General features: G+C 62.0%; 20 protein-coding genes and 1 pseudogene. 15 read left to right on the forward strand and 6 right to left on the reverse strand.

Translation table 11 applies throughout. The features are described from left to right. The 4 genes and pseudogenes from VE23_RS24040 to VE23_RS24055 all read left to right on the forward strand — a co-directional run. A pseudogene (locus tag VE23_RS24040) lies at window positions 1-330 on the forward strand (biotin-dependent carboxyltransferase family protein); the annotation flags it as partial. 29 nt (window positions 331-359) lie between these two features. Beyond that, on the forward strand, window positions 360-923 hold the full coding sequence (locus tag VE23_RS24045) for an MOSC domain-containing protein (protein ID WP_048749186.1): 564 nt from the start codon (window positions 360-362) through the stop codon (window positions 921-923). Window positions 924-1045: 122 nt separating this feature from the next. Further along, window positions 1046-1867: a LamB/YcsF family protein gene (locus tag VE23_RS24050; protein ID WP_048749188.1), complete on the forward strand. Its 822-nt coding sequence runs from the start codon at window positions 1046-1048 to the stop codon at window positions 1865-1867. Beyond that, on the forward strand, window positions 1857-2252 hold the full coding sequence (locus VE23_RS24055; RefSeq protein ID WP_048749192.1) for a gamma-glutamylcyclotransferase family protein: 396 nt from the start codon (window positions 1857-1859) through the stop codon (window positions 2250-2252). Before VE23_RS24050 ends, VE23_RS24055 begins: the two co-directional genes overlap by 11 nt. 49 nt (window positions 2253-2301) lie before the next feature. Here the strand turns inward: VE23_RS24055 and VE23_RS26770 are convergent, their stop codons facing one another. Both VE23_RS26770 and comJ read right to left on the reverse strand, forming a co-directional pair. Next, window positions 2302-2463: a hypothetical protein gene (locus VE23_RS26770; RefSeq protein ID WP_157054045.1), complete on the reverse strand. Its 162-nt coding sequence runs from the start codon at window positions 2461-2463 to the stop codon at window positions 2302-2304. A 62-nt stretch (window positions 2464-2525) separates the two neighbouring features. After that, complete coding sequence (gene comJ, locus VE23_RS24060) at window positions 2526-3023, reverse strand: competence protein ComJ (protein ID WP_049869395.1); 498 nt, start codon at window positions 3021-3023, stop codon at window positions 2526-2528. 490 nt (window positions 3024-3513) lie between these two features. Here comJ and VE23_RS24065 point away from each other — a divergent pair, with 490 nt between their 5' ends. From VE23_RS24065 to VE23_RS24080, 4 genes are all read left to right on the forward strand, one after another. Continuing rightward, entirely contained in the window at window positions 3514-5190 is a 1677-nt protein-coding gene (locus VE23_RS24065; protein ID WP_232317029.1) for a copper resistance CopC/CopD family protein, read from the forward strand. 20 nt (window positions 5191-5210) lie between these two features. After that, window positions 5211-6071, forward strand: coding sequence for a sensor histidine kinase (locus VE23_RS24070; protein ID WP_049869397.1), 861 nt, complete (start codon window positions 5211-5213; stop codon window positions 6069-6071). 52 nt (window positions 6072-6123) lie between these two features. Beyond that, window positions 6124-6870, forward strand: coding sequence for a response regulator (locus VE23_RS24075; RefSeq protein ID WP_048749892.1), 747 nt, complete (start codon window positions 6124-6126; stop codon window positions 6868-6870). Window positions 6871-6990: 120 nt separating this feature from the next. Beyond that, the gene (locus VE23_RS24080) at window positions 6991-7677 is read left to right on the forward strand and encodes a YcnI family copper-binding membrane protein (RefSeq protein ID WP_332310183.1); all 687 of its coding nucleotides are present in this window, start codon (window positions 6991-6993) and stop codon (window positions 7675-7677) included. A 119-nt stretch (window positions 7678-7796) separates the two neighbouring features. Here the strand turns inward: VE23_RS24080 and mraY are convergent, their stop codons facing one another. Next, entirely contained in the window at window positions 7797-8747 is a 951-nt protein-coding gene (gene mraY / locus VE23_RS24085; RefSeq protein WP_048749884.1) for a phospho-N-acetylmuramoyl-pentapeptide-transferase, read from the reverse strand. An 848-nt stretch (window positions 8748-9595) separates the two neighbouring features. Between mraY and pheS the strand changes: the two genes are divergently transcribed. From pheS to zapA, 3 genes are all read left to right on the forward strand, one after another. Then, window positions 9596-10630: a phenylalanine--tRNA ligase subunit alpha gene (gene pheS / locus VE23_RS24090; RefSeq protein ID WP_049869398.1), complete on the forward strand. Its 1035-nt coding sequence runs from the start codon at window positions 9596-9598 to the stop codon at window positions 10628-10630. 13 nt (window positions 10631-10643) lie between these two features. Continuing rightward, entirely contained in the window at window positions 10644-13085 is a 2442-nt protein-coding gene (gene pheT, locus VE23_RS24095; protein WP_049869400.1) for a phenylalanine--tRNA ligase subunit beta, read from the forward strand. Between the two features lie 448 nt (window positions 13086-13533). After that, on the forward strand, window positions 13534-16509 hold the full coding sequence (gene zapA / locus VE23_RS24100; protein WP_049869401.1) for a cell division protein ZapA: 2976 nt from the start codon (window positions 13534-13536) through the stop codon (window positions 16507-16509). Window positions 16510-16659: 150 nt separating this feature from the next. Here the strand turns inward: zapA and VE23_RS24105 are convergent, their stop codons facing one another. Next, a complete protein-coding gene (locus tag VE23_RS24105) occupies window positions 16660-17043 on the reverse strand; it encodes a cupredoxin domain-containing protein (protein WP_048747421.1) in 384 nt (127 codons plus the stop codon). 151 nt (window positions 17044-17194) lie between these two features. Next, window positions 17195-17554, reverse strand: a complete 360-nt coding sequence (locus tag VE23_RS24110; protein ID WP_021879504.1) for a phage holin family protein — start codon at window positions 17552-17554, stop codon at window positions 17195-17197. Between the two features lie 151 nt (window positions 17555-17705). On the opposite strand from VE23_RS24110, the gene VE23_RS24115 reads away from it, so the two are divergent. From VE23_RS24115 to VE23_RS24130, 4 genes are all read left to right on the forward strand, one after another. Continuing rightward, entirely contained in the window at window positions 17706-20069 is a 2364-nt protein-coding gene (locus VE23_RS24115; RefSeq protein WP_049869845.1) for an endonuclease MutS2, read from the forward strand. A gap of 68 nt (window positions 20070-20137) precedes the next feature. Continuing rightward, window positions 20138-20554, forward strand: a complete 417-nt coding sequence (locus tag VE23_RS24120; RefSeq protein WP_021879502.1) for a DUF350 domain-containing protein — start codon at window positions 20138-20140, stop codon at window positions 20552-20554. Between the two features lie 131 nt (window positions 20555-20685). Beyond that, complete coding sequence (locus VE23_RS24125) at window positions 20686-21213, forward strand: hypothetical protein (protein WP_049869402.1); 528 nt, start codon at window positions 20686-20688, stop codon at window positions 21211-21213. 210 nt (window positions 21214-21423) lie between these two features. Then, window positions 21424-22836 carry an MFS transporter gene (locus VE23_RS24130; RefSeq protein ID WP_049869404.1) on the forward strand — a complete coding sequence of 471 codons (1413 nt, stop codon included), beginning with the start codon at window positions 21424-21426 and terminating at the stop codon, window positions 22834-22836. Between the two features lie 83 nt (window positions 22837-22919). On the opposite strand, the gene VE23_RS24135 is transcribed toward VE23_RS24130, so the two are convergent. After that, the coding region (locus VE23_RS24135; RefSeq protein WP_232317030.1) for a CotH kinase family protein at window positions 22920-23931 on the reverse strand (1012 nt) is incomplete at its 5' end.

Below are 23931 nucleotides of genomic sequence, written 5' to 3' on the forward strand. Positions count from 1 at the left end.
ATGGGCGTCCGGCTGCAGCCGGACGCCCATCCGGTCGAGCTGATCCGCCATGCGGAGATCCGCTCGCATGGCGTCACGCCCGGCACGGTGCAGCTGCCGCCCGGAGGCGCGCCGGTCATTCTCGGCGCCGGCTGCGGCACGACCGGCGGTTACCCGGTCATCCTGAATGTCGCCTCGGCGGACCTGCCCTTGCTGGCCCAGCTCCGTCCCGGCGACAGCGTATCCTTCTCCGAGATCGGGCTCGAGGAGGCGCAGCTGCTGGATCTCGGCCAGGAGCTGGATTTGGCCATGCTTGACCATGCTCTCCGGCTCAAAACCCTTTCCCCCTAACTACAAGCGAAAGAAGGCTCGAACCCATCATGTCCTCTTCCAGAAAAAACAGCCGTACAGCCCGGGTTGTCGGCTTATATACCGCAGATGCGCCGAATTCCTTTGTCTCCCGCCCTCTCGCCGAAGCCGAGCTGGAATTCGGAGGCATCCGCGGCGACCGCCACTTTGGCCTGACGGCCAAGGCGGATGCCCGCCAGCCGATGTACCCGAGGGGCACCGAGATATTGAACCGCCGCCAGATCAGCCTGTTGTCGGCGGAGGAAATGGAAGCCGTGCGCGCCGACATGGCTGTGGAGGCGCTGGAGCCGGAATGGATCGGCGCCAACCTGATGCTTGCCGGCTTGCCGGAGCTTACGAAGCTGCTTCCCGGCACGCGCCTTCTGTTCCCAAGCGGCGCCGGGCTTGTGTGCGAGGGGGAGAATCACCCCTGCATGCAGGCAGGCAAGGAAGTCCAGAACCATGTCATGCCAAGGGAACGGCTGCCTCAAAGCTTCGTCAAGGCAGCGGCCGGACGGAGGGGAATCGTTTGCTCCGTCGAACGTCCCGGGCGGGTGTGCCACGGCGACGAAATCCGGATCCTAGATCCCATCTGACAAGATCCGCCTCGCGCTTCGCCGCGGGTTGCCTCATGCCGGCAGCAGTCATGGCCGTATAGGCGGCTTATGAAGATTGAGCGGCAATCGTTGAAATTCGATCGATTCGGGGAGGTTTGGCCATGGCAAGCATCGATCTCAACGCCGATCTGGGCGAAGGCTACGGAGCCTGGTCGTTCGGGCAGGATGAAGCCCTGATGCGCAGCATTACGAGCGCCAACATCGCCTGCGGATGGCATGCGGGAGATCCCGCCACGATGCGGGCTTCCGTCCTTGGCTGCCTGAAAGCCGGCGTCGCCATCGGGGCGCATCCGGGCCTGCCGGACCGGCTCGGCTTCGGGCGCCGGGAAATGGCGCTGAGCCCGGATGAAATCTATGATGGCGTCTTGTACCAGCTTGGAGCGCTGGAGGCTTTCGTCCGCGCAAGCGGCGGAAGGCTGCGCCATATGAAGCCTCATGGGGCGCTGTACCACATGTGCAATCAAAGCGAAGCGGCCGCCGAAGCCGTCGCCCGGGCGGCAGCGGACCTCCGCTGCGGCTTGGCCGTTTTCGCGCAGGCGGGAAGCCTGCTGCTTGAAGCGGCAGCCAGACATGGCTTGCCGGCTGTCGCCGAAGCTTTTGCCGACCGCGCCTATACGGCATCCGGAAAGCTGGCCGAGCGATCGCTGCCGGGGGCGGTGCTGCACGATCCGGATGCCGTGCTCGCGCAGGCTCTGGGAATCGCTTCCCGGGGCGAAGCCGGAACGTTGGAAGGACCGGTCCTATCCCTATCCGCTGCCACGATATGCCTGCACGGGGACCGTCCCGGAGCCGCCGAAGCAGCGATGCTGCTGCGCCGTGGACTGGAGGAAGCCGGCGTGCGCGTTGCGGCTCCGGATATCGGCGGGCCCGCCGGAGACGGGCATGATGGTGGCGGGGGGACGGGAAAACGTCATGAACGATGAAGCATGGCTGTTCGTCTACGGAACTCTGCAGCCGGGGATGTCCAATTATGGCGTCATCGAGGCATGGGTTCGGGAAGCGGCGAGGGGCCGAGTAAGAGGCAGCTTGGTCGACGCGGCGGCGGGGCTGTACCCGGCTCTGGTCATTTTCCCTGAAGCTGGGGACAGCGGCGCCGTATCCGGCTGGTGGCTCCGGATCGGCATCGGCGGCCTTGCCGAAACGGACCGGCTGGAAGAGTACGGGGGACCGGAGGAAAGCAACGACTACGAACGGATCTGGACGGCCGATGCCGATGCTCCTTCCAGGCAAGGCTGGGTCTATGTATGGCCGACCAGACGAGGCTGCCCGGCGATCGGAAGCAGCAAATGGCCGCCTTCACCGGATTGACGGGGAAAGCGGCCTTTTCAGTCTTGGAACGTTTTGGCTCACCGGGGTTTTATCGGTCTTCCTCGGCCGTTTCCGGCTGAAAGGCGATGAGCGTGACGGGAACGCCCTGCTGCCGGGTAAGCTGCCGCTCCAGTTCCCGGATCTGCTGCACGGCATCATCCGATTCGCTCAGATCGGCGAACCGGTAAGGCTCGAACGGTTGATGCATCATATCCACCTCCAGTGGTAGCGTGGTCAGTCCGGCGGAGCGTTATGCATGACGGCTTTCGGCAGTCAGGTTTTCATGCCGGCCAACAGGAGCGGGGAAGGGGGATCGAGCGCCTCATCCTGGAGCAGGATCGCCGCCTCGCCTTCATATCCGGGATACAGGGCGAAAATATAAGTCCATGGCTGCTCAGCGGCATCGCCGTCTGCGCCAGGCACAGCATTGAAAACGAGCCCGCAGCTGCCGGGCGGAACGTCGGCCTCGACCGTGTTCGACAGGATGCTGGAAATGCTCAGCTTCCCGTCCGCGGGAACCTCGAATGGAACCAAGATGGACCGCGCGGCGCCCGCGGCTGCTCCAGGCTCGCCTTCCTCGACCGCTACCGCCACGATGCAGCGGGAATCATCCATCGCTTCGAAGCTCGAAATGCTCTTGTTTTTCCAGGCAAAGCCCTGGTCGACTTCTTCATCCGTCCAATCCGGGAACGGTTCCTCGGTCCCTGCCGGGTAAACGCACAGCTGGGAATAGGAGACGACGATATCCTTCGATCGGGCCACTATGTTCATGCGCGCAGCACCTTCCTTCCATCCGTATCCTTACGCATTCGCTGCGAGCCCTCGTTCGTCCTGCTTGACGGCGGGCTGAATCCGAACCTAAAACGACGGGCGATCGGATTGCCCCTTAAGCTGGCGGGATGCTTCCCAATCGAATCCGAGTCTCGGCCGCGTGACCGACCATGCTGCTTGACCGGCTCTGCTGAGCGACCATCTCCGCCGCGTGACTGACTGTGTTGCATGATTGACTGTGCTGCGTGGCTGACTGTGCCGCGTGACCGACCGTGCTGCGCGACCATCTCCGCCGCGTGACTGACACTGCCGCGCCACCGTCCTCGCCCACACCCTATCTGCCGTCCGATCTTCTCCGCCGGAGCTTTAAGCCCGGTTCCAGCGCGCGTCTGTCATCGAGTGTTGGACAACGTTCACACTTCCGCTTGGTCAGTCCGGCCTCCTTCTTGTAAACTAAAGCTGACATACGGAAAGGACGTGTTCAGGCATCATGCATGTAAATTCTGATCTTCGGCCGTCGCGGCGGCGGCCGCAGCCGATCCATATGAGCCTCCGCTGCCTGATGGCGCTGGCGGCGGCCGCGGCGATCTGGCTCAGCCTGCTGCCCGGCCTCGCCTCGGCGCACGCCTCGCTGCAGGAGGCGTCTCCGGCCGCCGGCACCCGCGTGGAAGCGGCGCCGTCCGAAGTGAAGCTCGTCTTCAACGAGAGGATCGAGGAAGCGGTAGGAGCGCTCCAGGTGCTGGACGGCAAGTCGGCCAGCGTCACATCCGGCAAGGCCGTCCTCAGCAGTGACCACCGGTCGCTCACGCTTCCGCTGCCCAAGCTTGGCGAGGGCGTCTACACCGTTTCATACCGGATCATATCCGAAGACGGCCATCCGGTGGGAGGCTCTTACGTGTTCGTCGTGGGCAATCCTCCCGCGGCCAAGGACGCCTCGGCCTTCGATCTGCACGCGCAGCTCGGCCATGCCGGGCATGAAGCGGAAGGAGCGCTCACGACCTCTGCCTTGCTGCTTTATGCGGTGAGGTTCCTCTATTACGCCGCCTTGATGTTCGCGGCGGGAGCGGCGATCTGGTTCTTCCTGTACCGGCCTCTTGCAGGGCTGGCCGAGCCGCTGCGCTCCCGGCTGGAGAGGCTGCCGGGCCAAGGGCTGATGCTGGCCGGGCTGCTCTATGTATTCATGGAATCGACGCAGCTGATGGAAGGGCAGGCCGGATCCGAATGGATCAAGCTGTTCACCCGGACATCGGTCGGCATCACATGGCTGTCTCTGCTCGTCCTTGCCGCTGCAGGACTGATGGTGCCGGCCCGTCTGGCGAAGACGCGGGCTCTATGGGCGCTGCTGCTGCTCGCCCAGGAGGCGTGGAGCGGACATGCGGCCGCGCTGGAGCCGAAGGCGGTCAACCTGGCGCTTGATTACATCCATCTGGCCGGCGCTGCATTGTGGGCAGGCGGCCTCATGCTGCTGCTGGCGCTGTGGGCGGGAGACCGCAAGGAAGCCGGACGCTTCGCCGCCAGCTTCACCCGGGCGGCCTGGATCAGCATCGCGGTGCTGACTCTTTCCGGCATCGCCATGACGCTGCTGTGGCTGACGGATCTGTCTTATCTGTTCATCACGCCATGGGGAATCATGCTGCTCGTCAAGACCGGCCTCGTCGTGCTCGTCGCCGTCACGGGAGCCTTCATCCGCCGCCGGATGAAGCGCTCCGGCTTCCCGTCCGGAGCCATGCTCAAAGCCGACGGCATCCTCATGAGCCTGATCCTGGTCGTCGTCGGCGCCTTCACGTATTTGAGCCCGCTGCCCGCCAACGAGCCGGTGGCATGGCATCAGATGGGCAGCGCCCTCCACGTGTCGATCCGCATCGCACCGAACGTGCCGGGAGACAATGAATTCACGACGAGGGTTTGGATGTTCAACAAGCTCGGAGCGCCCAAGTCGGTGAAGCTGCGGCTGATCTCCGAGGACAAGCCCGACATGGGTCCGATCGAGGTGCCGGTGGAGCCGTTCAAGGATGACGAGATCAGCTCGTTTGACGGGTATACGAAGTTCGCTTACAAGGTGAAAGGCCCTTATCTTCCGTTCGCCGGGAAATGGACGGCCGAGGTCAGGGTGCTGGATTCCAACGACGACGAGCATGTCGAGCGGACCAGCTTCCGCAATTATTGACGGAGGGCGGGGAAAGACGGATGAAGGCTGTTGCGATCAAGCGCCTGATCCTGTGGACGCCGACTGTGGTCACGGCCGCATGGGAATACTCCAGGCATACGTTCCTGCTTCCCTACTTGTCGATGGATACCGGCAATCTGATCAGTCCGGTGCTTGTTTTTCTCGTCACGGTCACTTTGCTGTACCGGCTTTTCGAGATGCTGGAAAATGCCCAGGAGCAGCTGAGGCGGGAGCAGGCGGTCAAAGCCGCCTTTCAGGAGCGGGATCAGCTGGCGCGCGAGCTTCATGACGGCATCTCCCAGTCGCTGTTCCTGCTGTCGGTCAAGCTGGACCGGCTCGAGCGGTCGGCCGGCGCAGGGGAAGTGAAGGAGGCGACCGACGAGATCCGCCGCACGGTGCGGCATGTCTATGACGACGTGAGGGAGTCGATCGCCAATCTGCGCAGCGCGCCCGAGCCCGAGGAGATGCCGTGGCTGAAGTCGCTGAAGGATGCGGCCTCGGAGCTGGAAGCATCCGGCACCCGTGTCGTCGTGGACTGGCGCATCCCCGATACCCAGCTCACGAGCCGGGAAAAGGTGGAGCTTCTCGCGATCATCCGCGAGGCGCTGATGAACGTGCGCAAGCATGCTTCGGCTTCGGTCGTGGAAGTGAGCGGGCGCACCGAAGGGGCGGGCGGCTTCCGCTGCCGCATCGTGGACGACGGGGACGGAGCCGCTCCTGGCGCCGCCGAGGCCAAGGACCGATACGGCGTGCGCATGATGAAGGACCGGGCTGCCGGGGCGGGCTGGACCTTCCGCTTCTCCAGCCCGGCGGATTCGCAAGGCGGCGGCGGGACAGCCGTTGAGGTGGCGCGAAAGCCGTCTGCGGAGAAGGGAAGCTGATGACGGAGCGGATTCCAGGCTCGATGGCCGGAATCGGAAAGGAAGTGCGCATATGGAAGAGCTTCAGAGCGCGGAACAGATTAAAGGCGCAGGAGCGGACAGCTGCAGGGTGCTGCTTGTCGACGATCATCCGCATGGCCGCGAAGGGATGCGGATCATCCTTTCGGAGGATGGCTACTTTCAGATCGCAGGAGAAGCATCCGGCGGCGAGGAAGCGGTGCGGCTCGCCGGGGAGCTTGAGCCCGATCTGATCCTGATGGATATCCGGATGCCGGATCTCGGAGGACTGGAAGCGACCTCGCGGATCAAGGCGGCGCAGCCCGGAATCAAAATCGTCATGGTGACCGTGTCGGATGATATCGCCGATCTGTTCGAGGCGATCAAGCGCGGGGCCCAAGGATATTTGCTCAAAAACCTTTCTCCATCCGCCTGGCTGGATTATTTGCGGGCCGTATCGCTGGATCAGGCGCCGATGAGCAGAGAGCTCGCCACGCGCATTCTGCATGAATTCCTGCCTGCCGGCGGCGGGGCGGCTGCTCCGTCCGCTCCGTCCGCCTATCGGGCCAAGCCGGCCAAGCGGCAGGCTTCCTCGTCCCTCACTCCGCTCACCGAGCGGGAAAAAGGAATTCTCGAGCGGGTTGCGCATGGCGAGTCCAATAAAGAAATCGGGGCTGTGCTGGGCATTTCGGAGCATACGGTGAAGAACCATCTCAAAAATATTTTGCAGAAGCTGCATCTGGACAACCGGGTCCAGCTTACCCGATACGCCTATGAGCAGGGAATGATGGATCGGAGATGAACGTTCGACGGATGTTCACATTCTTTTTCGGCTGGTAGCCCTTTGGAGTCATGTCCTTTCCTTGGAGCAGGATTATACTTTGAAGCAGAGTTGTTGAGACCATAAGGAATGGGCGGGTGCATGATGAAAGCAAAAAGCATGAAAAAGCTGTTCCCTGCGGCGGGAGCCGCGATTCTGATGATGCTCCTGATGAGCAGCATCGCGAGCGCGCATGTGACGGTATGGCCGAAGGCGACAACACAGGGCTCCTACGAGGTGTTCACGGTCCGCGTGCCGAGCGAGAAGGCGGATGTCACGACGACGGCGGTCAAGGTCCGCGTCCCGGACGGAGTGGAAGTATCCCGTACGCAGCCGCTTCCGGGCTGGAAGACGACGCTCGAGACGACGGCGGACGGCAAGATCGAGTCCATCACCTGGACGGCGGATGAAGGAAAAGGCCTTACGCAGCAGGAGTTCAACGAATTCAAGGTTTCCGGCAAGGTTGCCGCCGACGCCAAGGAGCTGAACTGGAAGGCCTACCAGACGTACAGCGACAGCAGCGTCGTGGAATGGGTCGGAGCGGCCGATGCGGAATATCCCGCTTCCGTCACGACGGTAGCTGCAGGAACCGGAGAAGGCGACGGCCATGGCCACGGCGCCGCGGCAGGCACGGATCCTGCCGCTTCGCCGGCACCGGCCGACGCCGATCATGCGGCAGCTCCTGCTGAGAAGGAGAGCAGCTTGCCGCTCTACTTGTCGATCGCCGCTCTCGTTCTCGGCGCGGCAGCGGTCATTGCCGCATTTGCCCGCCGCGGGGCGAAAGGGTGACAAGCCCCCAAATCCCGATGTTTCCATGAAGGAAGTTAAAGGGAGAGCATGAGAGCCCCTTGATTCAGACAAAACCGCGAGCCGGATTCCATCGGCTCGCGGTTTTTTGCCGCTCCATCTTAAAGAAGAAATTTCCACAGCAGCCAGCTGACGAGAGCCGACAGCCAGGAGATCAGGCCGAACACGATGACGATCCGATTCTCGCTCCAGCCGTACTTCAGGCTGAAATGGTAATGGATCGGAGTCATTCGGAACAACCGCAGCTTGGTGCGCTTGTAATACCACACCTGGAGGATGACCGACAGCTGCTCGGCCAGGTAGACCGAGAACAAGATCGGAATAAGGATCTCGACCTTTTCAAGAACCGCCAGGAACGACAGGGAGCCGCCGATCGCGAGCGACCCCGTATCGCCCATGAACGCTCTCGCCGGATGGATATTATAGAGAAGCAGCCCGAGCAGGCAGGCGATCATGACGAGGGAGAAAGCCTGGACTTCCGGCCGCTCGGATATGGCGAAGAAGAAAAAATACGTCGGAATCGCGGCATTGATCAGCAGGCCGTCGAGCCCGTCCGTAAAGTTGATCGCGTTGGCCGATCCAACGATGAAGAGCAGCATGACGGCGATATACACGGCAGCGGGCAGCTGCAGCGCGAAGCCTTGGACCAGCGCGATCCCGCTGGTCAGCCCAAAATAGCGGAACAGGACATAAAGCAGCGTTCCGGCGAAAGCGAATTGAAGCACGAGCTTGGCGCGTCCCGAGATCCCTCCAGCATCCTGGTAAGCCGCCTTGCGGTAATCATCCATGAAGCCGATGGAGCTGAACAGCAGGAAGGCCGAGCAGAGGAAGAGCATCATCGGCGTCGCCTTGAACTGCATGGACATGACGATGCCGATGAGCAGGATGAGACCGGCCATCAGCGGAGTCCCTCGCTTGGCCTGATGGTCCGGGGGCAGCTCCGCCCGGATCGGCTGCGTCAGCTTCAGGCTCTGCAGCGTCCAGATGAGCAGCGGAGAGCCTGCCGCGACCAGCAGGAAAGACAATCCCGAAACTCCAAGCATTCCATTCATTCTCCGCACGCTCTTTCATCCGGCGAACGACTCGCCTTTTTTTGCATTCCGGCAGGCTGGACAACTACTCCTATGTATGCCGCCTTCGTATTGGATATGCGCTGAATCCAATTGTTTGACGCCCCTGCCGTTATGCTTGTTGCAGAGGGCTGAGCCTAATTTTCCATCCTTTTTTCAAGAATGATCAAGCAATCAAATTGTTATACAGGCAGGGGGGAGTGGAGAATGAGGCTGAAGCGATTCAGAAGACGCAAGAAAATGCCAAACGGAAGCAGTCCCGCCCGCGAACGGACGTCCCAAGCCGCGCCCTTGTGAGCGGAGGAAGCGCGAGCCCGGGTTGCAACTGCGTCTGTTCCCGGATATAATAGGGCATAATTGTCTTAATCAACCCCAATGCTACGATGGAGACCAGTAAGCCAGGCCTGATCCACAGGGAGGGAACGCCGCAGATTGAGAGCGTCCCCGGGCAATCAGCATGGACGAATTCACTCCGGAGCGGAGCTCTGAACGCACGGCCCCGGCCGCGCCTGTAGGAGGCTACGGTCAGCCGGCCGTTATCCGGCAAGAGCAGCCGGGCGCATGAAGCGCCAGGGCGGCATGATTCCTGTCCATGTTGCAGGACAGCGTTTCTTCCGCCCGCGCGGAAAAGGCCCTGTCAGGAACAGAGACAGCGTTCATCCGTCAAGACGGCATGGCGACCTATCCACAGGATAGGGCGGCCATTCCGCAAGCAGGCTGGAATCAGGGTGGTACCACGGTCCTTTCGTCCCTTTGCGGAGAGAGGGCCTTTTTGTATTTTTCTTTAGTGGAGTTTCGACGAGGAGTTTAATCAGGGAGGCATGTGAGCCATGAAGGAACGGTTGGAGGCGCTGCGCGCCGAAGCGCTGCAGGAGCTGGAGAAGGTAGCCGGCCCGCAGGAGCTGGGAGATCTCAGAATCAAGTATTTGGGCAAAAAAGGCGCGCTGACGGAAATTTTGCGCGGGATGGGCGGGCTGAGCGCCGAGGAGCGTCCGGTCATCGGAGAGCTCGCGAACAATGTGCGCGGCGCGATCGAGGCCGTGCTGGAAGAGAAAGGCGCCGCTTACCGCCGCGCCGAGACGGATGCGCGGCTGCGCACGGAGACGATCGACGTGTCGCTGCCGGGCAGCCGGCTGCCGACGGGCGCGATCCATCCGCTCGTGAAGGTGCAGCAGGAGATCGAGGATATTTTCATCGGCCTCGGTTATTCCATCGCGGAAGGACCTGAAGTCGAAACCGACTACTACAACTTCGAGGCGCTCAACCTGCCGAAAAACCATCCGGCGCGCGATATGCAGGACTCTTTCTACGTGACCGAGGACATCTTGATGCGCACGCAGACATCCCCTGTGCAGATCCGCGCGATGAAGGCCAGCGGCGGCAAAACTCCGCTCAAGGTCATCTGCCCCGGCAAAGTATACCGCCGCGACGACGACGATGCGACGCACAGCTTCCAGTTCAACCAGGTCGAAGGCCTTGTCGTCGCCAAAGGCATCCGCATGAGCGATCTCAAGGGAACGCTGCTCCAGTTCGTGCAGGAAATGTTCGGCCGTCAGGCCCGCATCCGACTGCGCCCGAGCTTCTTCCCGTTCACCGAGCCGAGCGCCGAGGTCGACGTCACCTGCTCGCAGTGCGGCGGCAGCGGCTGCCGGATGTGCAAGCAGACGGGCTGGCTCGAGATTCTCGGCTGCGGCATGGTGCATCCGAAGGTGCTTGAAGCGGGCGGCTACGATCCGGAGGAAGTCAGCGGCTTCGCCTTCGGCATGGGCATCGAGCGCATCGCGCTGCTGAAGTACGGCATTGACGACATTCGTCATTTCTATACCAATGATCTGCGCTTCCTGAGCCAGTTCGCGAGAATGTAAGGGGGAACGAGCGATGAAAGTATCTACGAGCTGGCTGAAGGATTACGTCGACCTGAGCGGCATCACGCCGCAGGAGCTTGCCGAGAAAATGACGGACGGCGGCATCGAGATCGATGCGGTCGAACCGATGGACAAGGGCGTGGCCGGCGTTGTCGTCGGTTTTGTCAAAGAAAAGACGAAACATCCCGATGCCGACAAGCTGAATGTATGCAAGGTCGACGTCGGCACCGGAGAGGATCTGCAGATCGTCTGCGGCGCGCCGAACGTCGACGCCGGCCAGCATGTGCCGGTCGCCACGGTCGGAGCCAAGCTGCCGGGCGGACTGAATATCAAGCGCGCGAAGCTGCGCGGCGTCGAATCGCAGGGCATGATCTGCTCCGCCCGCGAGCTCGGCCTGAACGACAAGCTGCTGCCCAAGGAGCTGCAGGAAGGCATTCTCGTGCTGCCCAAGCTGGAGCTGGGCCGTCCAATCGGCGAGGTTCTCGACCTCGACACGCATGTGCTGGAGCTCGACCTGACGCCGAACCGCTCCGATGCGCTGAGCCTGCTCGGAGTCGCTTACGAGGTCGGAGCTCTGACCGGCCGTCCGGTCAAGCTGCCGGAGCAGGACGTGTTCGCCGCTGCCGAGAAGGCCGCCGACCATCTGTCCGTCAGCGTCGAGGCTCCGGAGCTGTGCTCCCACTACAGCGCCCGCTACATCAAGGGCGTCAACGTCGCTCCGTCCCCGCTCTGGCTGCAGAACCGCCTCATGGCGGCAGGCGTGCGGCCGATCAACAACATCGTCGACGTGACGAACTACGTCATGCTGGAGTACGGCCAGCCGCTGCATGCCTTCGACGCGGACCAAGTGGCGGGCGGCAGCATCGTCGTGCGTCTGGCCCGCGAAGGCGAGACGCTGGAGACGCTCGACGGCCAGCAGCGGACGCTGCAGCCCCATATGCTCGTCATCGCGGACCGCGACAAGCCGGTCGCGCTTGCCGGCGTCATGGGCGGCGCGAACTCCGAGGTGACGGATGAGACGGTCAACATCGTGCTGGAGTCGGCGAAGTTCGACGGCTCGACGGTGCGCCGCACATCCCGCCAGCTCGGCCTCCGCTCCGAATCGAGCCTGCGCTTTGAGAAGGAAGTGGATCCGGCCCGGGTCATCCCGGCGCTTGACCGCGCGGCTTCGCTGATCGCCCGCCTCGGCCAGGGACTCGTAGCGGACGGCATCGTGCAGGAGGTTGTCAAGGCTGCGGAACCGATCGTCATCACGGTCGGCCTGGATCGGATCAATGCCTATCTTGGAACGGAGATTGCCAAGCTCGAGATCCAGACGATCTTCGGCCGCCTCGGCTTCGGCTCCGAGATTTCGGCGGACGGCTCCGCCGTCAAGGTGGAGGTCCCGACCCGCCGCGGCGATATTTCCCGCGATGTGGACCTGATCGAGGAAGTCGCGCGTCTGTACGGCTACGACAACATTCCGACGACGCCGATCCACGGCGACACGACGCCGGGCGCTTTGACGGCTTCCCAGGCGATCCGCCGCGAGCTGCGGCGCCGGCTCTCCGATGCAGGCCTGAGCGAAGTGATCAACTATTCGTTCACATCCCCGGCCCGAACGGAGCTGTTCCCTGCGCTTGGAGGAGGCTCGCGCCCGATCCGTCTCGCCATGCCGATGAGCGAGGAGCGGAGCGTCCTGCGCACCTCGCTGCTGCCGCAGCTGCTGGAGACGGCGACGTACAACCGGAACCGCAAAAATCCGGATCTCGCCGTTTTTGAAATCGGCACGGTCTTCCATACCGACGAAGAGGCGCTCACGGCTCTGCCTCACGAGAAGCATCGCCTGGCCGTGCTGCTCACAGGCGCCCTGCGCGGAGCTTCCTGGAACCGGAAAGCGCAAAAGGCTGATTTCTACGACGCCAAAGGCGTGCTGGAATCGGTATTCGCCGCGCTCGGCCTGAGCGGCTCCGTCACCTACGAAGCGGACGCGCCGGAGCATCTGCATCCCGGCCGGACTGCTGCCGTCAAGCTGCATACGGAGCTCGGCGAGCAGACGATCGGATACGTCGGCCAGCTTCATCCGGAAGCCCAGCAGGCGGAGGATCTGGACGATACCTTCGTCGCCGAGATCGATCTCGACGTTCTGTACGACGCCGCGGACCGTTCCATCGTCTACCGCACGCTGCCGAGGTATCCGGCCGCGGAGCGCGACATCGCCGTCACGGTAGATGCGGGCGTTCCGGCGGCTGCTCTCACGGCAGCGGTGAAGGAAGCGGCCGGCGAGCTGCTTGAGTCCGTCCGTGTCTTCGACGTCTACACGGGCGAGAAGCTCGGCGCCGGACGCAAGAGCGTCGCGCTGTCGCTCGTCTACCGCCATCCGGAGCGCACGATGACGGACGAAGAGGTCGCCGGGCTGCATGCCAAGGCCGTCGCCGAATTGGAACAATCTTTCTCCGCTGAATTGCGGAAATAGGCAGGAAACGCGTAAAGCCGCATCGAAGTAGTCCCCAAAGAGGACTGCGGATGCGGTTTTTCCTTTGAGCAGCGGATTCGGAAGCCTTTTGAGGGTTTTGATCGTCGTAAGGAAATAGAGTTTTTGCCATAGGAATATATGGATCGAGCAATCGCTACATAACGAGCAGCACAGACTGGTTCGACTTCCAGCGATAGGTCCAAAGGAACAGACGAATGGCTGGACTTTCGGAACCGCTTGAACCGCACGGACCGCATGAACCGCATGAACCGCATGAACCGCATGAACCGCATGAACATTGAACCATCGCCCGTCACCGGGCCTTAATATAGAGGCTTGCACCGATGCCCCGCACCGCCGAAGACAGGAGCTCCTGTTCCTCGGGAGCGTTTCGCCGCCGCTGGCAGCCATCGGGAGCACAGCCGTACAACAACGGGAGGATACCGCCTTGAAGGAAGCCGATCGCTTGAAAGTAACGGTGGATATATACGGACATCAATATAAACTCACAGGCCACTCCAGCGTCGACTATATCCGCCGGGTGGCGGCTCTCGTCGACGAGAACATGCATAAGCTGGCGAAAGGCTATCCGAGACTGGACATGCCGAGGCTGGCTGTGCTGGCGGCGGTGCATATGGCGGAGGATGTGTTCCGGCTGCGCAGCGACAGCGACCTGCTGAAGGAAGAGCAGAGCCTGCGCAAAACGCTTGTCGGAGAGCTTGAGAAGGCCCAGGCTTCGGTCGAGGGCATGCAGGAGGAGATGAAGCGGCGCGAGGAGGAGTCCAGGTCGCGCCTCGATCAGCTGCTGAGCGAACGGGAAGAAGCCGAGCGGGCAATGCGCAGCGAAGCGGAGGAAAGGCTCGGAGCCGTACAGGCCGCCGTCAAGGAAGAGACGCTGCGCCTGGAGCGCGAAGGCTCCGAGGCCGCCGCCCGGCTTGAGGAGCGTTGGCTGGCTGAGCGCGAGGAGCTCGTAAGGGCGCATCGCGGCGAGATCGAGGAGCGCGAGCGGCAGCATGAGAGCGAACGCGGCGAAGCGGCACGCTTGCTGGAGTCGGAGCGCAAGGAATGGGAGCGGATGTACGAGGAGGAGTCCCAGGAGCGCGAAGAGGCTCACGCTGCGGCGCTGGAGCAGTCGGCGAGCCGGTATGCGGCGGAAAGCTCGGCGCTGAAGGAAGGCTTGGAGCGCGAGCGCAAGCTTCTTCAGACGCAGCTTGAGGAGTCCAGGCGAGAGCTCGAGGAACTGCTGGAAAGCGAGCGGGCAGCAGCTGCGGCTCGCTTCGAGGAGCAGCGACGCGAGCTCGACGAGGCTCACGCCGCACAGATCGAGGAGCGGGAAGCCAGGTTCGCCTCCGAGATGAGGAGCCTCGAAAGCTCCTTGCAGCAGAAAGTCGCGGAGCTGCAGGAGCTGTACGACCGCGAGGCGGATGCGCGCGCCGTGGAGCGCGCCGAGCTTGAACAGCTGTACGAAGCGGAGTGCCGCGAGCGCGAGCAGGAGAGGGAGGCTTTGCAGCAGCAGCATCAGGAGGAGCTGGCGGCGCGCGAGAAGCTGTATCGCGAGCAGGTGAGCGCTCTGGAGGAGAAGCTGATCGCCGAGCGCAAGGGCAAGGAGAGCGAGCTGGAGCAGCTGCGCGCGCGTATGAGAGCGGAGATGGACGGCGCGCTTGCCGGCCGGGAGGCCGATTGGCGCAGCGAGGCGGCGAAGCTGGAGGAGCGCCATGAGGCGCTTCTCGCAGAAGCGTCGGCCGCTGCGGAAGCGGCTATGCAGGAACGCGAGGCGCAGCTGCGGCTGGAGCTTGAGAGCCGGCATAGCGAGGCGGCAGCCGCTGCCGAGGCGGCGCTTCGCGAGCGCGAGGAGCAGCTGCGCAAGCGCTATGAGAGCGAGCGCAGTCAGGCGGCGGCCGAGGCGGAAGCGGCAATGCAGGCGCGGGAGGCTGAGCTGCGCAAGCAGCATGAGCGCGAGCGCAGTCAGGCGGCAGCCGAGGCGGAAGCGGCAATGCAGGCGCGCGAGGCTGAGCTGCGCAAGCAGCAGGAGAGCGAGCGCAGTCAGGCGGCGGCCGAGGCGGAAGCGGCAATGCAGGCGCGCGAGGCTGAGCTGCGCAAGCAGCATGAGCGCGAGCTTGGCGAGGCGTCGGCCGCTGCGGAAGCTTTGCTCCAGGAGGCGGAGCAGGCCCGTATCGACGCTGAAGCGCGGCTGCGCGAGCGGACGGCCTCTCTCGAGGCCGAGCTGGAACGTCTGCGCCTGGCGTCCTCGGCCGAGCGGGAAGCTGCGGCAAGCGAGCTCAGGGAATCGCTGGAGCGCGCAGCGCGGGAGATTGAGCATGTGAAGGAAGCCGCCGAGCGCAGGGAGCTGGAGCGCTCGAAGGACGCCGAGGCGGAGCTGGAGCGCGTAAGACAAGAAGCGGCAGCCGAGGCGGCGCGGATGCGCGAGGAGATGAGGCTGTCGTCCGCAGCTGCGGACGAGAAGCTTGCCGCGGCGGAAGCGGCAGCCGCGCGTGCGGGAGAGGACGCCGTCAGGGCGGAAGCCAAGGCCGCGAAGCTGGAGGAGAGCCATTCCCGGAACCGCGACCAATGGGAGTCGGAGCTTAAAAAGCTGGAGGAGGCCCGCCAAGGGGAGCTTCTTCGCAGCGCGGAAGTCTGGGCGGAGGAGCGGAGCGAGCTGGAAAAGCGGCTTAGAGAGGCGGCCGCCTCCAATGCTGCGCTGCAGGAGGAATGGAGCAAGCGGATTAGCGACGCCGAGGAGCATCTCTACTCCGTGCTGGAGCAGGAGGAGGCGCGGGGCCGGCTGCTCGAGGCATCGCAAGCCCAGCTCCGCGGCACCCAGCAGGATCTGGATCTCGCCCGCGGTCGGCTGGAGGAGCTGCAAGCGAAGCTGGCGGCAGCCGAGGATCGCCTTGCGCAAGTCGAGCAAGGCCATCAGGGCCGCGTAAGCGGATTGCTGGAGGAGCTCCGTAACGCCCAAGCGCGCGCCGAATCCTTGGAGCGGCAGGCCGCGGAACGGTCGGCCCAGGCGGAAGCGGAGCGGGAGGCTTCGCAGCGTGCGGCCGGGGAGCGGATGCTCCAGCTGGAGGACAAGCTGCGGGAGCTGCAGCAGCTGGCTGCTCAGCGCGAAGATCAGCTTAGACAGCTGGCCGAAGAGCAGGAGGAGCAATCCGGCACGGAAGCCGAGCTGCGGCGGGAGATAGAGCGTGCCCGCCAGGAGGCTGCGGCATCGGGATCAGCCCTTGAGCGGCTGGAGAGCGTCCTGCAGGAGCTGGAGGCGGAGCGTTCGGACCATCGCGACGGCATCAGCCACCTCCATACGGAGAACGAGCGGCTGGCCGAATCCCATGAGCGGCTGAAGATCGAGCATGAAAAGCTCCGCAGCGAATATTCCAAGCTGCAGACGGAGTACAATGAATGGATCGAGCTGATCGAACAGAGCTGACAGGCTTTTGCGGCGCCTGCGCGAACTTCACTGCAGCCAAAAAAAAACCGTCTCCTTGCCGCTTGCGGCAGTAGAGACGGTTTTTTGCATGCCGGCAAAAATCAAGCCGGCTGCATAATCAGGGAACGATGCCCCTTGATGGGCGTAATCTTACTGGACCTTGAGAACCGCGCGCATTTTTTCGTGGCCGGGTCCGCACGGGATGCTGCAGACAATTTCATATTCGCCGGCATCATTGATGGTATATACCTTCGATTGTCCGGCTTTCAAGGCAATATCCGTGTTGGCGACCTTGATGCCGTGGATGCCGTCGGTTTCGACCTTGATCCGTACCGGCTCGCCTTTTTTCACTTCGTATGTCTGCTGGTCGAACTTGTAATTGGTGGCCTTGACGACGACTTCCTGGGAGGCTGGAGTCGAGTCCTCCGTCGTGGAGGCGGAATTGCTGGCGCCGGAGCCGCATGCGGTAAGCGCAACGAGAAGTACGGCCATGGCTGCCGCGAGCGGCAGCTTTCTTCCCCATTTATGCAACATGACAGTGGTTGTCCCCTTTCGGATTGTCTTCTATCTATCATAACGAATTTGGAAATGGGATGAAATGAGTATGCCGGACAGGGTTTGAACAAAAAATGACATATGTAGAGGCACGAAAGGAGCAGTTGCCGGCTCCGTTCCGTGCCTGCGTTCAATGATGCTCTTTCTTGTTGCGGCCGGCATCGAAAGGCGTCGGAATGAAGAGATCGATAATCCCGATGACCAGCGCGGCCAGAATGGCGCCGAGCCAGGTCACGGCTACTCCTCCGACAATGAATTGGGCCAGCCAGATGACGACGACGCTCGCGATGAAGCCGACGATGCCGCGTCCAAAGGGGGTCACTCTTTTGCCGAAAATGCCTTCGACGACCCATCCAAGCAGAGCGATGACCAGAGCCAGCATCAAAGCGCTCCAGAATCCGCCTACGGCAAACTGGGGAACGATGTAACCCACCAGCATCAGAACGATGGCCGCGACGATAAAACGAACGACATGTCCTAAAAAGCTCATGCGGGTACCTCCTTAGTGAATTGAAGTTTGAACTCAGCCTTCGCTCCTAGTGTGGATGTTTTCGGGCTATTTCATGTATAGCCGATTTGACCTGCGTGCGCGGATTCCCCGCTTCCGGTATAATGACGTTGAAAGGAGCTGCATGACGCTCGTGGACAGCAAAATCCTGCATACACTCGAATATGCCAAAATCATCGACCAACTACTTCAACATACATCGACTCCGATGGGCCGCCGCCTGGCCGAAGAGCTCGCTCCCTCCTCGGAGCTTTCCGATGTCGAGCGCTCTCTCCAAGCTACCGAGGAAGCGGCAGCGGCATACCGCCTGAAGGGAAACGGCCCGTTCCGCGGCATCGCCGACATCCGCGCCCATCTCAAGCGGGCGGTCATCGGAGGAACGCTGAGCTCGGCGGAGCTGCTGGAAACGGCGCTGACCGCCAGAGGAGCCCGCAGGGTCCGAAGCCATATTCTGCATGTGCATGAAGATCATCCGATTCCTCTGCTGGAGCATGTCGCCGATGGCATTTATCCGCGCAAGGAGCTTGAGGACTCGATTTTTGCCTGCATCGACGAGGACGGCCATGTCCTCGACAGCGCCAGCAGCGAGCTGGCCCAGATCCGCCGGGAGCTGCGCCAGGGCGAAGGCAAGGTAAGGGAGAAGCTTGAATCGATGCTGCGCTCCTCCTCCGTTCAGAAGATGCTTCAGGACAGCCTGATCACGCTGCGGGGAGACCGCTATGTCATCCCGGTGAAGCAGGAATACCGCTCTCACTTCGGCGGCATCGTCCATGACCAGTCCAATTCCGGCGCGACGCTGTTCATCGAGCCGGAGGCAGTCGTCGCGATGAACAACAAGCTGAGGGAGGTCAAGGCTGCGGAAGCGCGCGAGATCGAGCGCATCCTTCAGAAGCTGACCGCCGAGGCGGCCGAAGCGGCCGAGGATCTGGCCATCAACCACGATCTGCTTGCGCAGCTGGATTTCGCCTTCGCCAAAGCCGTGCTTGCGCACGGCATGCGGGCCGAGCGTCCGGCGATGAACGGCAACGGGTATTTGCGCATCCGGCGGGGACGCCATCCGTTGATCGAGCGGGACAAGGCTGTGCCTCTCGATCTGGAGATGGGAGGAAGCCATACCGGCATCATCGTAACGGGTCCCAATACGGGAGGCAAGACGGTCGCGCTCAAGACGGTCGGCCTGCTCAGCCTGATGGCGATGTCGGGATTGTTCGTACCGGCCGACGACAGTACGGAGCTTTGCGTCTTCGACGCCATCTATGCCGATATCGGCGACGAGCAGAGCATCGAGCAGAGCCTCAGCACGTTCTCCAGCCACATGACCAACATCATTCGCATTCTCGGACGCATGACGTCGGACAGCCTGGTGCTGCTCGACGAGCTTGGCGCCGGCACGGATCCTGCGGAAGGCTCCGCGCTCGCCATCGCCATTCTCGACCATATCCACCGGTCAGGCGCCCGGATGCTGGCCACGACCCACTACAGCGAGCTGAAAGCCTATGCGTACAACCGCGAAGGACTCATCAACGCGAGCATGGAATTCGATATCGCGACCTTGAGCCCGACCTATCGCCTTCTGGTCGGGGTGCCGGGCCGAAGCAATGCGTTCGCCATCGCCGAGAGGCTCGGCCTCGACAAAGGCATTATCCAGCAGGCCCGTGGCGAGGTCAGCGAAGACGATCTCCGCGTAGAAAGCATGATCGCTTCGCTCGAGCGGGACCGCCAAAGCGCCGAAGCGGAGCGCGGACAGGCTGAAGCTCTTCGCAGAGAGCTCGAAGAGGAGCGCAGCCTGTACGACCAGGAGCTTAGGCGCTTCGAGGAGCAGCGGGACCGGATGCTGGCCAAAGCCCAGGAAGAAGCCCGGCTCGCCGTGGCCAAGGCGAGGCGCGAAGCGGAGGAAATCATCTCGGAGCTGCGCCAGCTCGCCAAGGAAGAAGGAGCGGCGGTCAAGGACCATAAGCTGACCGAAGCCCGCAAGCGGCTGGAGGAGGCTTCTCCGGAGCTTGTCCGGAAGCAGGCCGCCCGCAAGAAAGCGGAAGCCGGCCGCAGCATCGGTCCCGGGGACGAGGTTATCGTGCACAGCCTGAATCAGAAGGGCTACGTCGTCGACATGTCCGGGGGCGAAGCTACCGTGCAGCTTGGCATCCTCAAGATGAAGGTCAAGAAAGACGATCTGGAGCTCGTGAAGCAGGCTCCGGCTCCGAAGACGCAGCCGCCCAAAGCTTCGGCTACGCTCAAGCGCACCCGTGACGACAGCGTGAAAATGGAGCTCGACCTAAGGGGCAGCAATCTGGATGAATCCATCATCGAGGTGGACCGGTTCCTGGACGAGTCGTTCTTGTCGGGGATGGGCCAGGTGTACATTATCCATGGCAAGGGAACGGGAGTGCTGCGGACGGGAATTCAGGATTTCCTGCGCCGCCACAAGCTTGTGAAGAGCTATCGTCTGGGCAACTATGGCGAGGGCGGATCGGGAGTGACCGTGGCGGAGCTGAAGTAGGCCTCCGCGGCTTCGGCGGCCCAAGGAAAAGCGCCGTATTGAACCAAAGGCAGGCAGGAGGTGCAGGAATGGACAAAATTGTCGATGTTCTGCTTCGCAACGAGTACTTTTCCTCCCTGATTTATGTATCCATAGCCATCATGGCTTTGATCCTGTTTTTATCCTTGTTCGAATGGGTCGCGAAGTATAAATGCTGGGATGAAATCCGCAAAGGCAATATGGCGGTTGCGTTCGCGACCGGCGGAAAAATATTCGGCATCTGCAATATTTTCCGTTTTTCCGCCAATGCGGGGGATTCCATCTATGCGGGCTTGCTTTGGGGCGCATACGGGTTTATCATATTGCTTCTCGCCTACTTTCTGTTCGAGTTTCTGACTCCGGTATTCCGGATCGACGAGGAAATCAGGAAGGATAACCGCGCGGTCGGATTCATCGCCATGGTCATATCCGTCTCCATTTCCTTCGTGATCGGAGGAACGATATAGAAGCCGATTTGCGAGGCATAAGCAGCGGAGGGCTTGGGATGAAATATTTATGGGGCACGCTGGCCGTGCTTGCGGTATTGTTTTTTGTTTTGGGTATCATCTATTTGAATTGACGGAAGGAGACGGAGCCGATGAGCAAGGAAACGCAGGAAACAGGCTTGATCTGCCCCTGGTGCTCGACCGAGATCGTATGGGATGAGGAGATCGGTCCGGAAGAGTACTGCCCTCATTGCGAGAACGAGCTGACCGGATACCGGACGTTGAAGCTGGGCGAGAACGATGACGCCGCGCCGGAAGCGGCAGAGGCCGAGGATGACGAAGCTTCGGACTGGGATGCTGACGAGGCCGGCGACGACACGGGCTGGGCCGGAGGAGGCAGGCCTCGTTCCCGGCTGCTGGCCGACGAGAAGATCCAACGGATCATGGACGATCAGGAGGAGATGCCGGAATGTCCGTCCTGCAGAGAGTACATGCTGTTCGGCGGCACGCAGCCGCTGGCTCCATTCGAGCCGGCCGCGCCGCCGGCACTGAAAAAGCCGCTCCTCCCGCCGTCGCCGGGCCTGCAGGTCTACGTCTGCCCGGCTTGCCATGAAGTGTCCTTCAAGCTTGACCGCGATGCCAGGGGCTTCCTGACTTCCGCGCTCGGCGAGGAAAGCTGATCCTGCTGTTTATGCGAACCGACGGCTGAACAAACAGCCGGGGCTGTCCTTCAAGTCATGAACATGACTAGGGGCGGCCTTTTTTGTTTTTTCCAGCCGCTGCTCCAAGCGGGAAGCCTCAAGAAGAATGGCTGCCGGCTGAACCAAAAAAAGGCATGAAGACGAACATTAAAGCCGGGGAATGCTGTCACGATGGAGGTGGTTGCACATATGAGCACGCGCAAACATCGCAGGCGGCGGCTGTCTGCTCCGGCAGACATGCCTGTTCCCGGACAAGGCGGCGAACCGGGAAGAGGGGACATGGAAGCGGCTGCCATGGCGGGGGAAAGGCCGATCGGGCGGGACGCCGGCTCTTCGGCTCCGCACGGCAGGCAGAAGGCTGCAAGCCGGGGCAAGGCAGCCATCGACGGCCAAGCCGCGATGCTGCTCGCCGTTTTGACCCTATTCAATTCAGCGAATGCCTTCTCGGGGACGTTCGTACCGGTCTACCTGTTCAAGGCGGGCCACAACTACAGCCTGGTCGGCATGTATTCCCTGCTTCAATACTTATGCGGAGGGATATGCGTATGGCTCGCCGGGGCTTGGGTAAAGCAGAAGGGTCTGGTCCTGTCGCTGAGGACAGGCGTCGCTTTGTCCGGCATCTTTTATTTGAGCGTGCTGCTGCTAGGGGGAGCCGCCCGGAGCTATGCCGCGCCGCTCGGCATGCTGAACGGCATTGCGGGCGGATTTTTTTGGCTCGCTTACAATGTCCTCTATTTTGAAATTACCGAAAGGGACAACCGGGACCGGTTCAACGGGTGGGCCGGCTTGCTCGGCTCAGGGGTCGGCATGTTCGCGCCATGGCTGTCCGGAATCATTATCGCCGCCCGTGGAGGCGATGCCGGATATGCGGTTATTTTCGGCTTGTCGCTTGCTCTGTTCGTATTGGCCGCTGTCATCAGCGCCAAGCTGAAAAAAAGACCGCCTCAAGGACGGTATCAATGGTTCATGGCCATACGGGAGCTGAGGGATCCATCGAGCCCGTGGCGCCGCTTCGTGCCGGCCATTCTGTTTCAAGGCCTGAGGGACGGCGTCTTCATGTTCCTTATCGGCTTGACCGTATATGCGGCGACACAGCGGGAGAAGCAGCTCGGAAGCTTTTATCTCGTCACCTCGCTTGTCGCTCTGGTAAGCTTCTGGATCTGCGGCAAGCTGCTGCGGCCATCCAGACGGAGCGCGGCTATGCTGGCAGGTACGTTGGCCATGACGGCGGTCATCGTTCCGCTTCTGGCCGGAGTCAAGTATTCCACGCTGCTGCTGCTTGGAATCGGAACGTCTTTGTTCGCTCCGTTGTATATGATTCCCATGACTTCCGCCGTGTTCGATCTGATCGGAAGAAGCGAGGACTCGGCAAGGAGAAGGGTTGAATATACGGTGCTTAGAGAAGCCTCGCTCACCGTCGGGCGCGTAGCGGGAGTAGGGGCGTTCCTCGTCGTAGCTTCCGGAGGAACCCCGAGTCCGGATCGGCTGGCTTGGCTTCTGCTTATTCTGGGCTCCGCTCCGATCGCCGGCTGGTGGTTCATCAGGCGTTCCCTGAAGGTGCAGGGGCAGACGGCGACGGCAGCGGGGGAGAGACGGCCGTGATTGTCTGGGAAAACAACCGATTGTAGGTAAAGTCTAGAAGCGCCGCCGACTCGACCGCCTGGTCTGGGAACCGTCCGACAAGCTCAGTCTGAGGAGCCGCCCGCCAGCTGCCGGCGAGGCAAGCTGACCTCATTCCCCAGCCAGCGTTTCAGCTCCGCCCTCACGAACCGGCGGCGTTTGCCGATGTAGGCGAGGATGAACGCCTTCTCTCCGCCGAACGCCTTCAGCGTCGCTGCACGCGCCGGATCGAGCTTGACGGCCGATGCGATCCTCTCCAGCATGCCGCCCGCGACGGGACCGATCCTCTCTTCCGTGAACTCCGTCTCCATGATGCGCTCCAGCTCTTCGGCATAACGCCTTCTCCATTCCGGGAATTGGAAGACTCGGCGAGTCAAGCCGTTGTAGCCCTGGATCCGCACGAGATCGGCCGAGCAGGGCTTGCCGAAGCAGTTGCGGCCCCATGAGCCTTCGTAGTCCCAGGGAAGGATGCCATAGCGGCCGGAAGCGTCATCCTCGTACAAGGCGTAATTCTGCTCAAAGCCGTCGTAGTTGCCGGTGAGGACGGCGCCGGCCAGCCATTTGAAATACAGGTCCAAATCAAGACGCTCCTCGATCGCCTCCTGCAGGCGCGAGTCTTTCAGCCGGTGGAGCCCGCCGATGAAGTCGGATAAACGGACAAGCGTGTCCCCGTCTCCCTCGATGAACTCATACCCGTCGGCGAGAGATCGCTTGCGGCGCCGGGACTCGGGATCCTTGAGCTCGAAGTTGGCGCTGTCGTTGGCTGCATACAGAAGAGACCGGTAGCGGATTCCGCGCATGGAAAAAAAGCGGGAATTGACGGCTTCAATTTCCAAATAAATGCCGTCCGGCCTGCCGCTGACCGACAGCCATACCGGGCGGGTGCGCGGGGAAGGGACTCCGATCTGCTCCATGAAATGAAAGCTGAGCGCGTTGCGGATCATGGAAGGATCATCCGATTCCGCATTCCAATGAAGGACCAGCCCGCTTTCCAACTGGATCTCGTAGGATTTCTTCGCGTATTCCCGCGTATGTCCGCCTCTGTAGCGGATTCTTGCGCCTGATATCCGTCCGCCG

This window comes from Paenibacillus sp. D9, assembly GCF_001188365.1.
Lineage (GTDB): Bacteria > Bacillota > Bacilli > Paenibacillales > Paenibacillaceae > Paenibacillus_O > Paenibacillus_O humicus.

What these genes read in the sequence shown, in the direction of transcription:
- VE23_RS24125 (WP_049869402.1), top strand. Translation starts at nt 20,686, where the DNA reads ATGAGCAAGGAAACGCAGGAAACAGGCTTGATCTGCCCCTGGTGCTCG.
- pheS (WP_049869398.1), top strand. Translation starts at nt 9,596, where the DNA reads ATGAAGGAACGGTTGGAGGCGCTGCGCGCCGAAGCGCTGCAGGAGCTG.
- VE23_RS24050 (WP_048749188.1), top strand. Translation starts at nt 1,046, where the DNA reads ATGGCAAGCATCGATCTCAACGCCGATCTGGGCGAAGGCTACGGAGCC.
- VE23_RS24130 (WP_049869404.1), top strand. Translation starts at nt 21,424, where the DNA reads ATGAGCACGCGCAAACATCGCAGGCGGCGGCTGTCTGCTCCGGCAGAC.
- mraY (WP_048749884.1), bottom strand. Translation starts at nt 8,747, where the DNA reads ATGAATGGAATGCTTGGAGTTTCGGGATTGTCTTTCCTGCTGGTCGCG.
- VE23_RS24110 (WP_021879504.1), bottom strand. Translation starts at nt 17,554, where the DNA reads ATGAGCTTTTTAGGACATGTCGTTCGTTTTATCGTCGCGGCCATCGTT.
- comJ (WP_049869395.1), bottom strand. Translation starts at nt 3,023, where the DNA reads ATGAACATAGTGGCCCGATCGAAGGATATCGTCGTCTCCTATTCCCAG.
- pheT (WP_049869400.1), top strand. Translation starts at nt 10,644, where the DNA reads ATGAAAGTATCTACGAGCTGGCTGAAGGATTACGTCGACCTGAGCGGC.
- VE23_RS24055 (WP_048749192.1), top strand. Translation starts at nt 1,857, where the DNA reads ATGAACGATGAAGCATGGCTGTTCGTCTACGGAACTCTGCAGCCGGGG.
- VE23_RS24070 (WP_049869397.1), top strand. Translation starts at nt 5,211, where the DNA reads ATGAAGGCTGTTGCGATCAAGCGCCTGATCCTGTGGACGCCGACTGTG.
- VE23_RS24080 (WP_332310183.1), top strand. Translation starts at nt 6,991, where the DNA reads ATGATGAAAGCAAAAAGCATGAAAAAGCTGTTCCCTGCGGCGGGAGCC.
- VE23_RS24065 (WP_232317029.1), top strand. Translation starts at nt 3,514, where the DNA reads ATGCATGTAAATTCTGATCTTCGGCCGTCGCGGCGGCGGCCGCAGCCG.
- VE23_RS24075 (WP_048749892.1), top strand. Translation starts at nt 6,124, where the DNA reads ATGGAAGAGCTTCAGAGCGCGGAACAGATTAAAGGCGCAGGAGCGGAC.
- VE23_RS24120 (WP_021879502.1), top strand. Translation starts at nt 20,138, where the DNA reads ATGGACAAAATTGTCGATGTTCTGCTTCGCAACGAGTACTTTTCCTCC.
- VE23_RS26770 (WP_157054045.1), bottom strand. Translation starts at nt 2,463, where the DNA reads ATGATGCATCAACCGTTCGAGCCTTACCGGTTCGCCGATCTGAGCGAA.
- VE23_RS24045 (WP_048749186.1), top strand. Translation starts at nt 360, where the DNA reads ATGTCCTCTTCCAGAAAAAACAGCCGTACAGCCCGGGTTGTCGGCTTA.
- VE23_RS24105 (WP_048747421.1), bottom strand. Translation starts at nt 17,043, where the DNA reads ATGTTGCATAAATGGGGAAGAAAGCTGCCGCTCGCGGCAGCCATGGCC.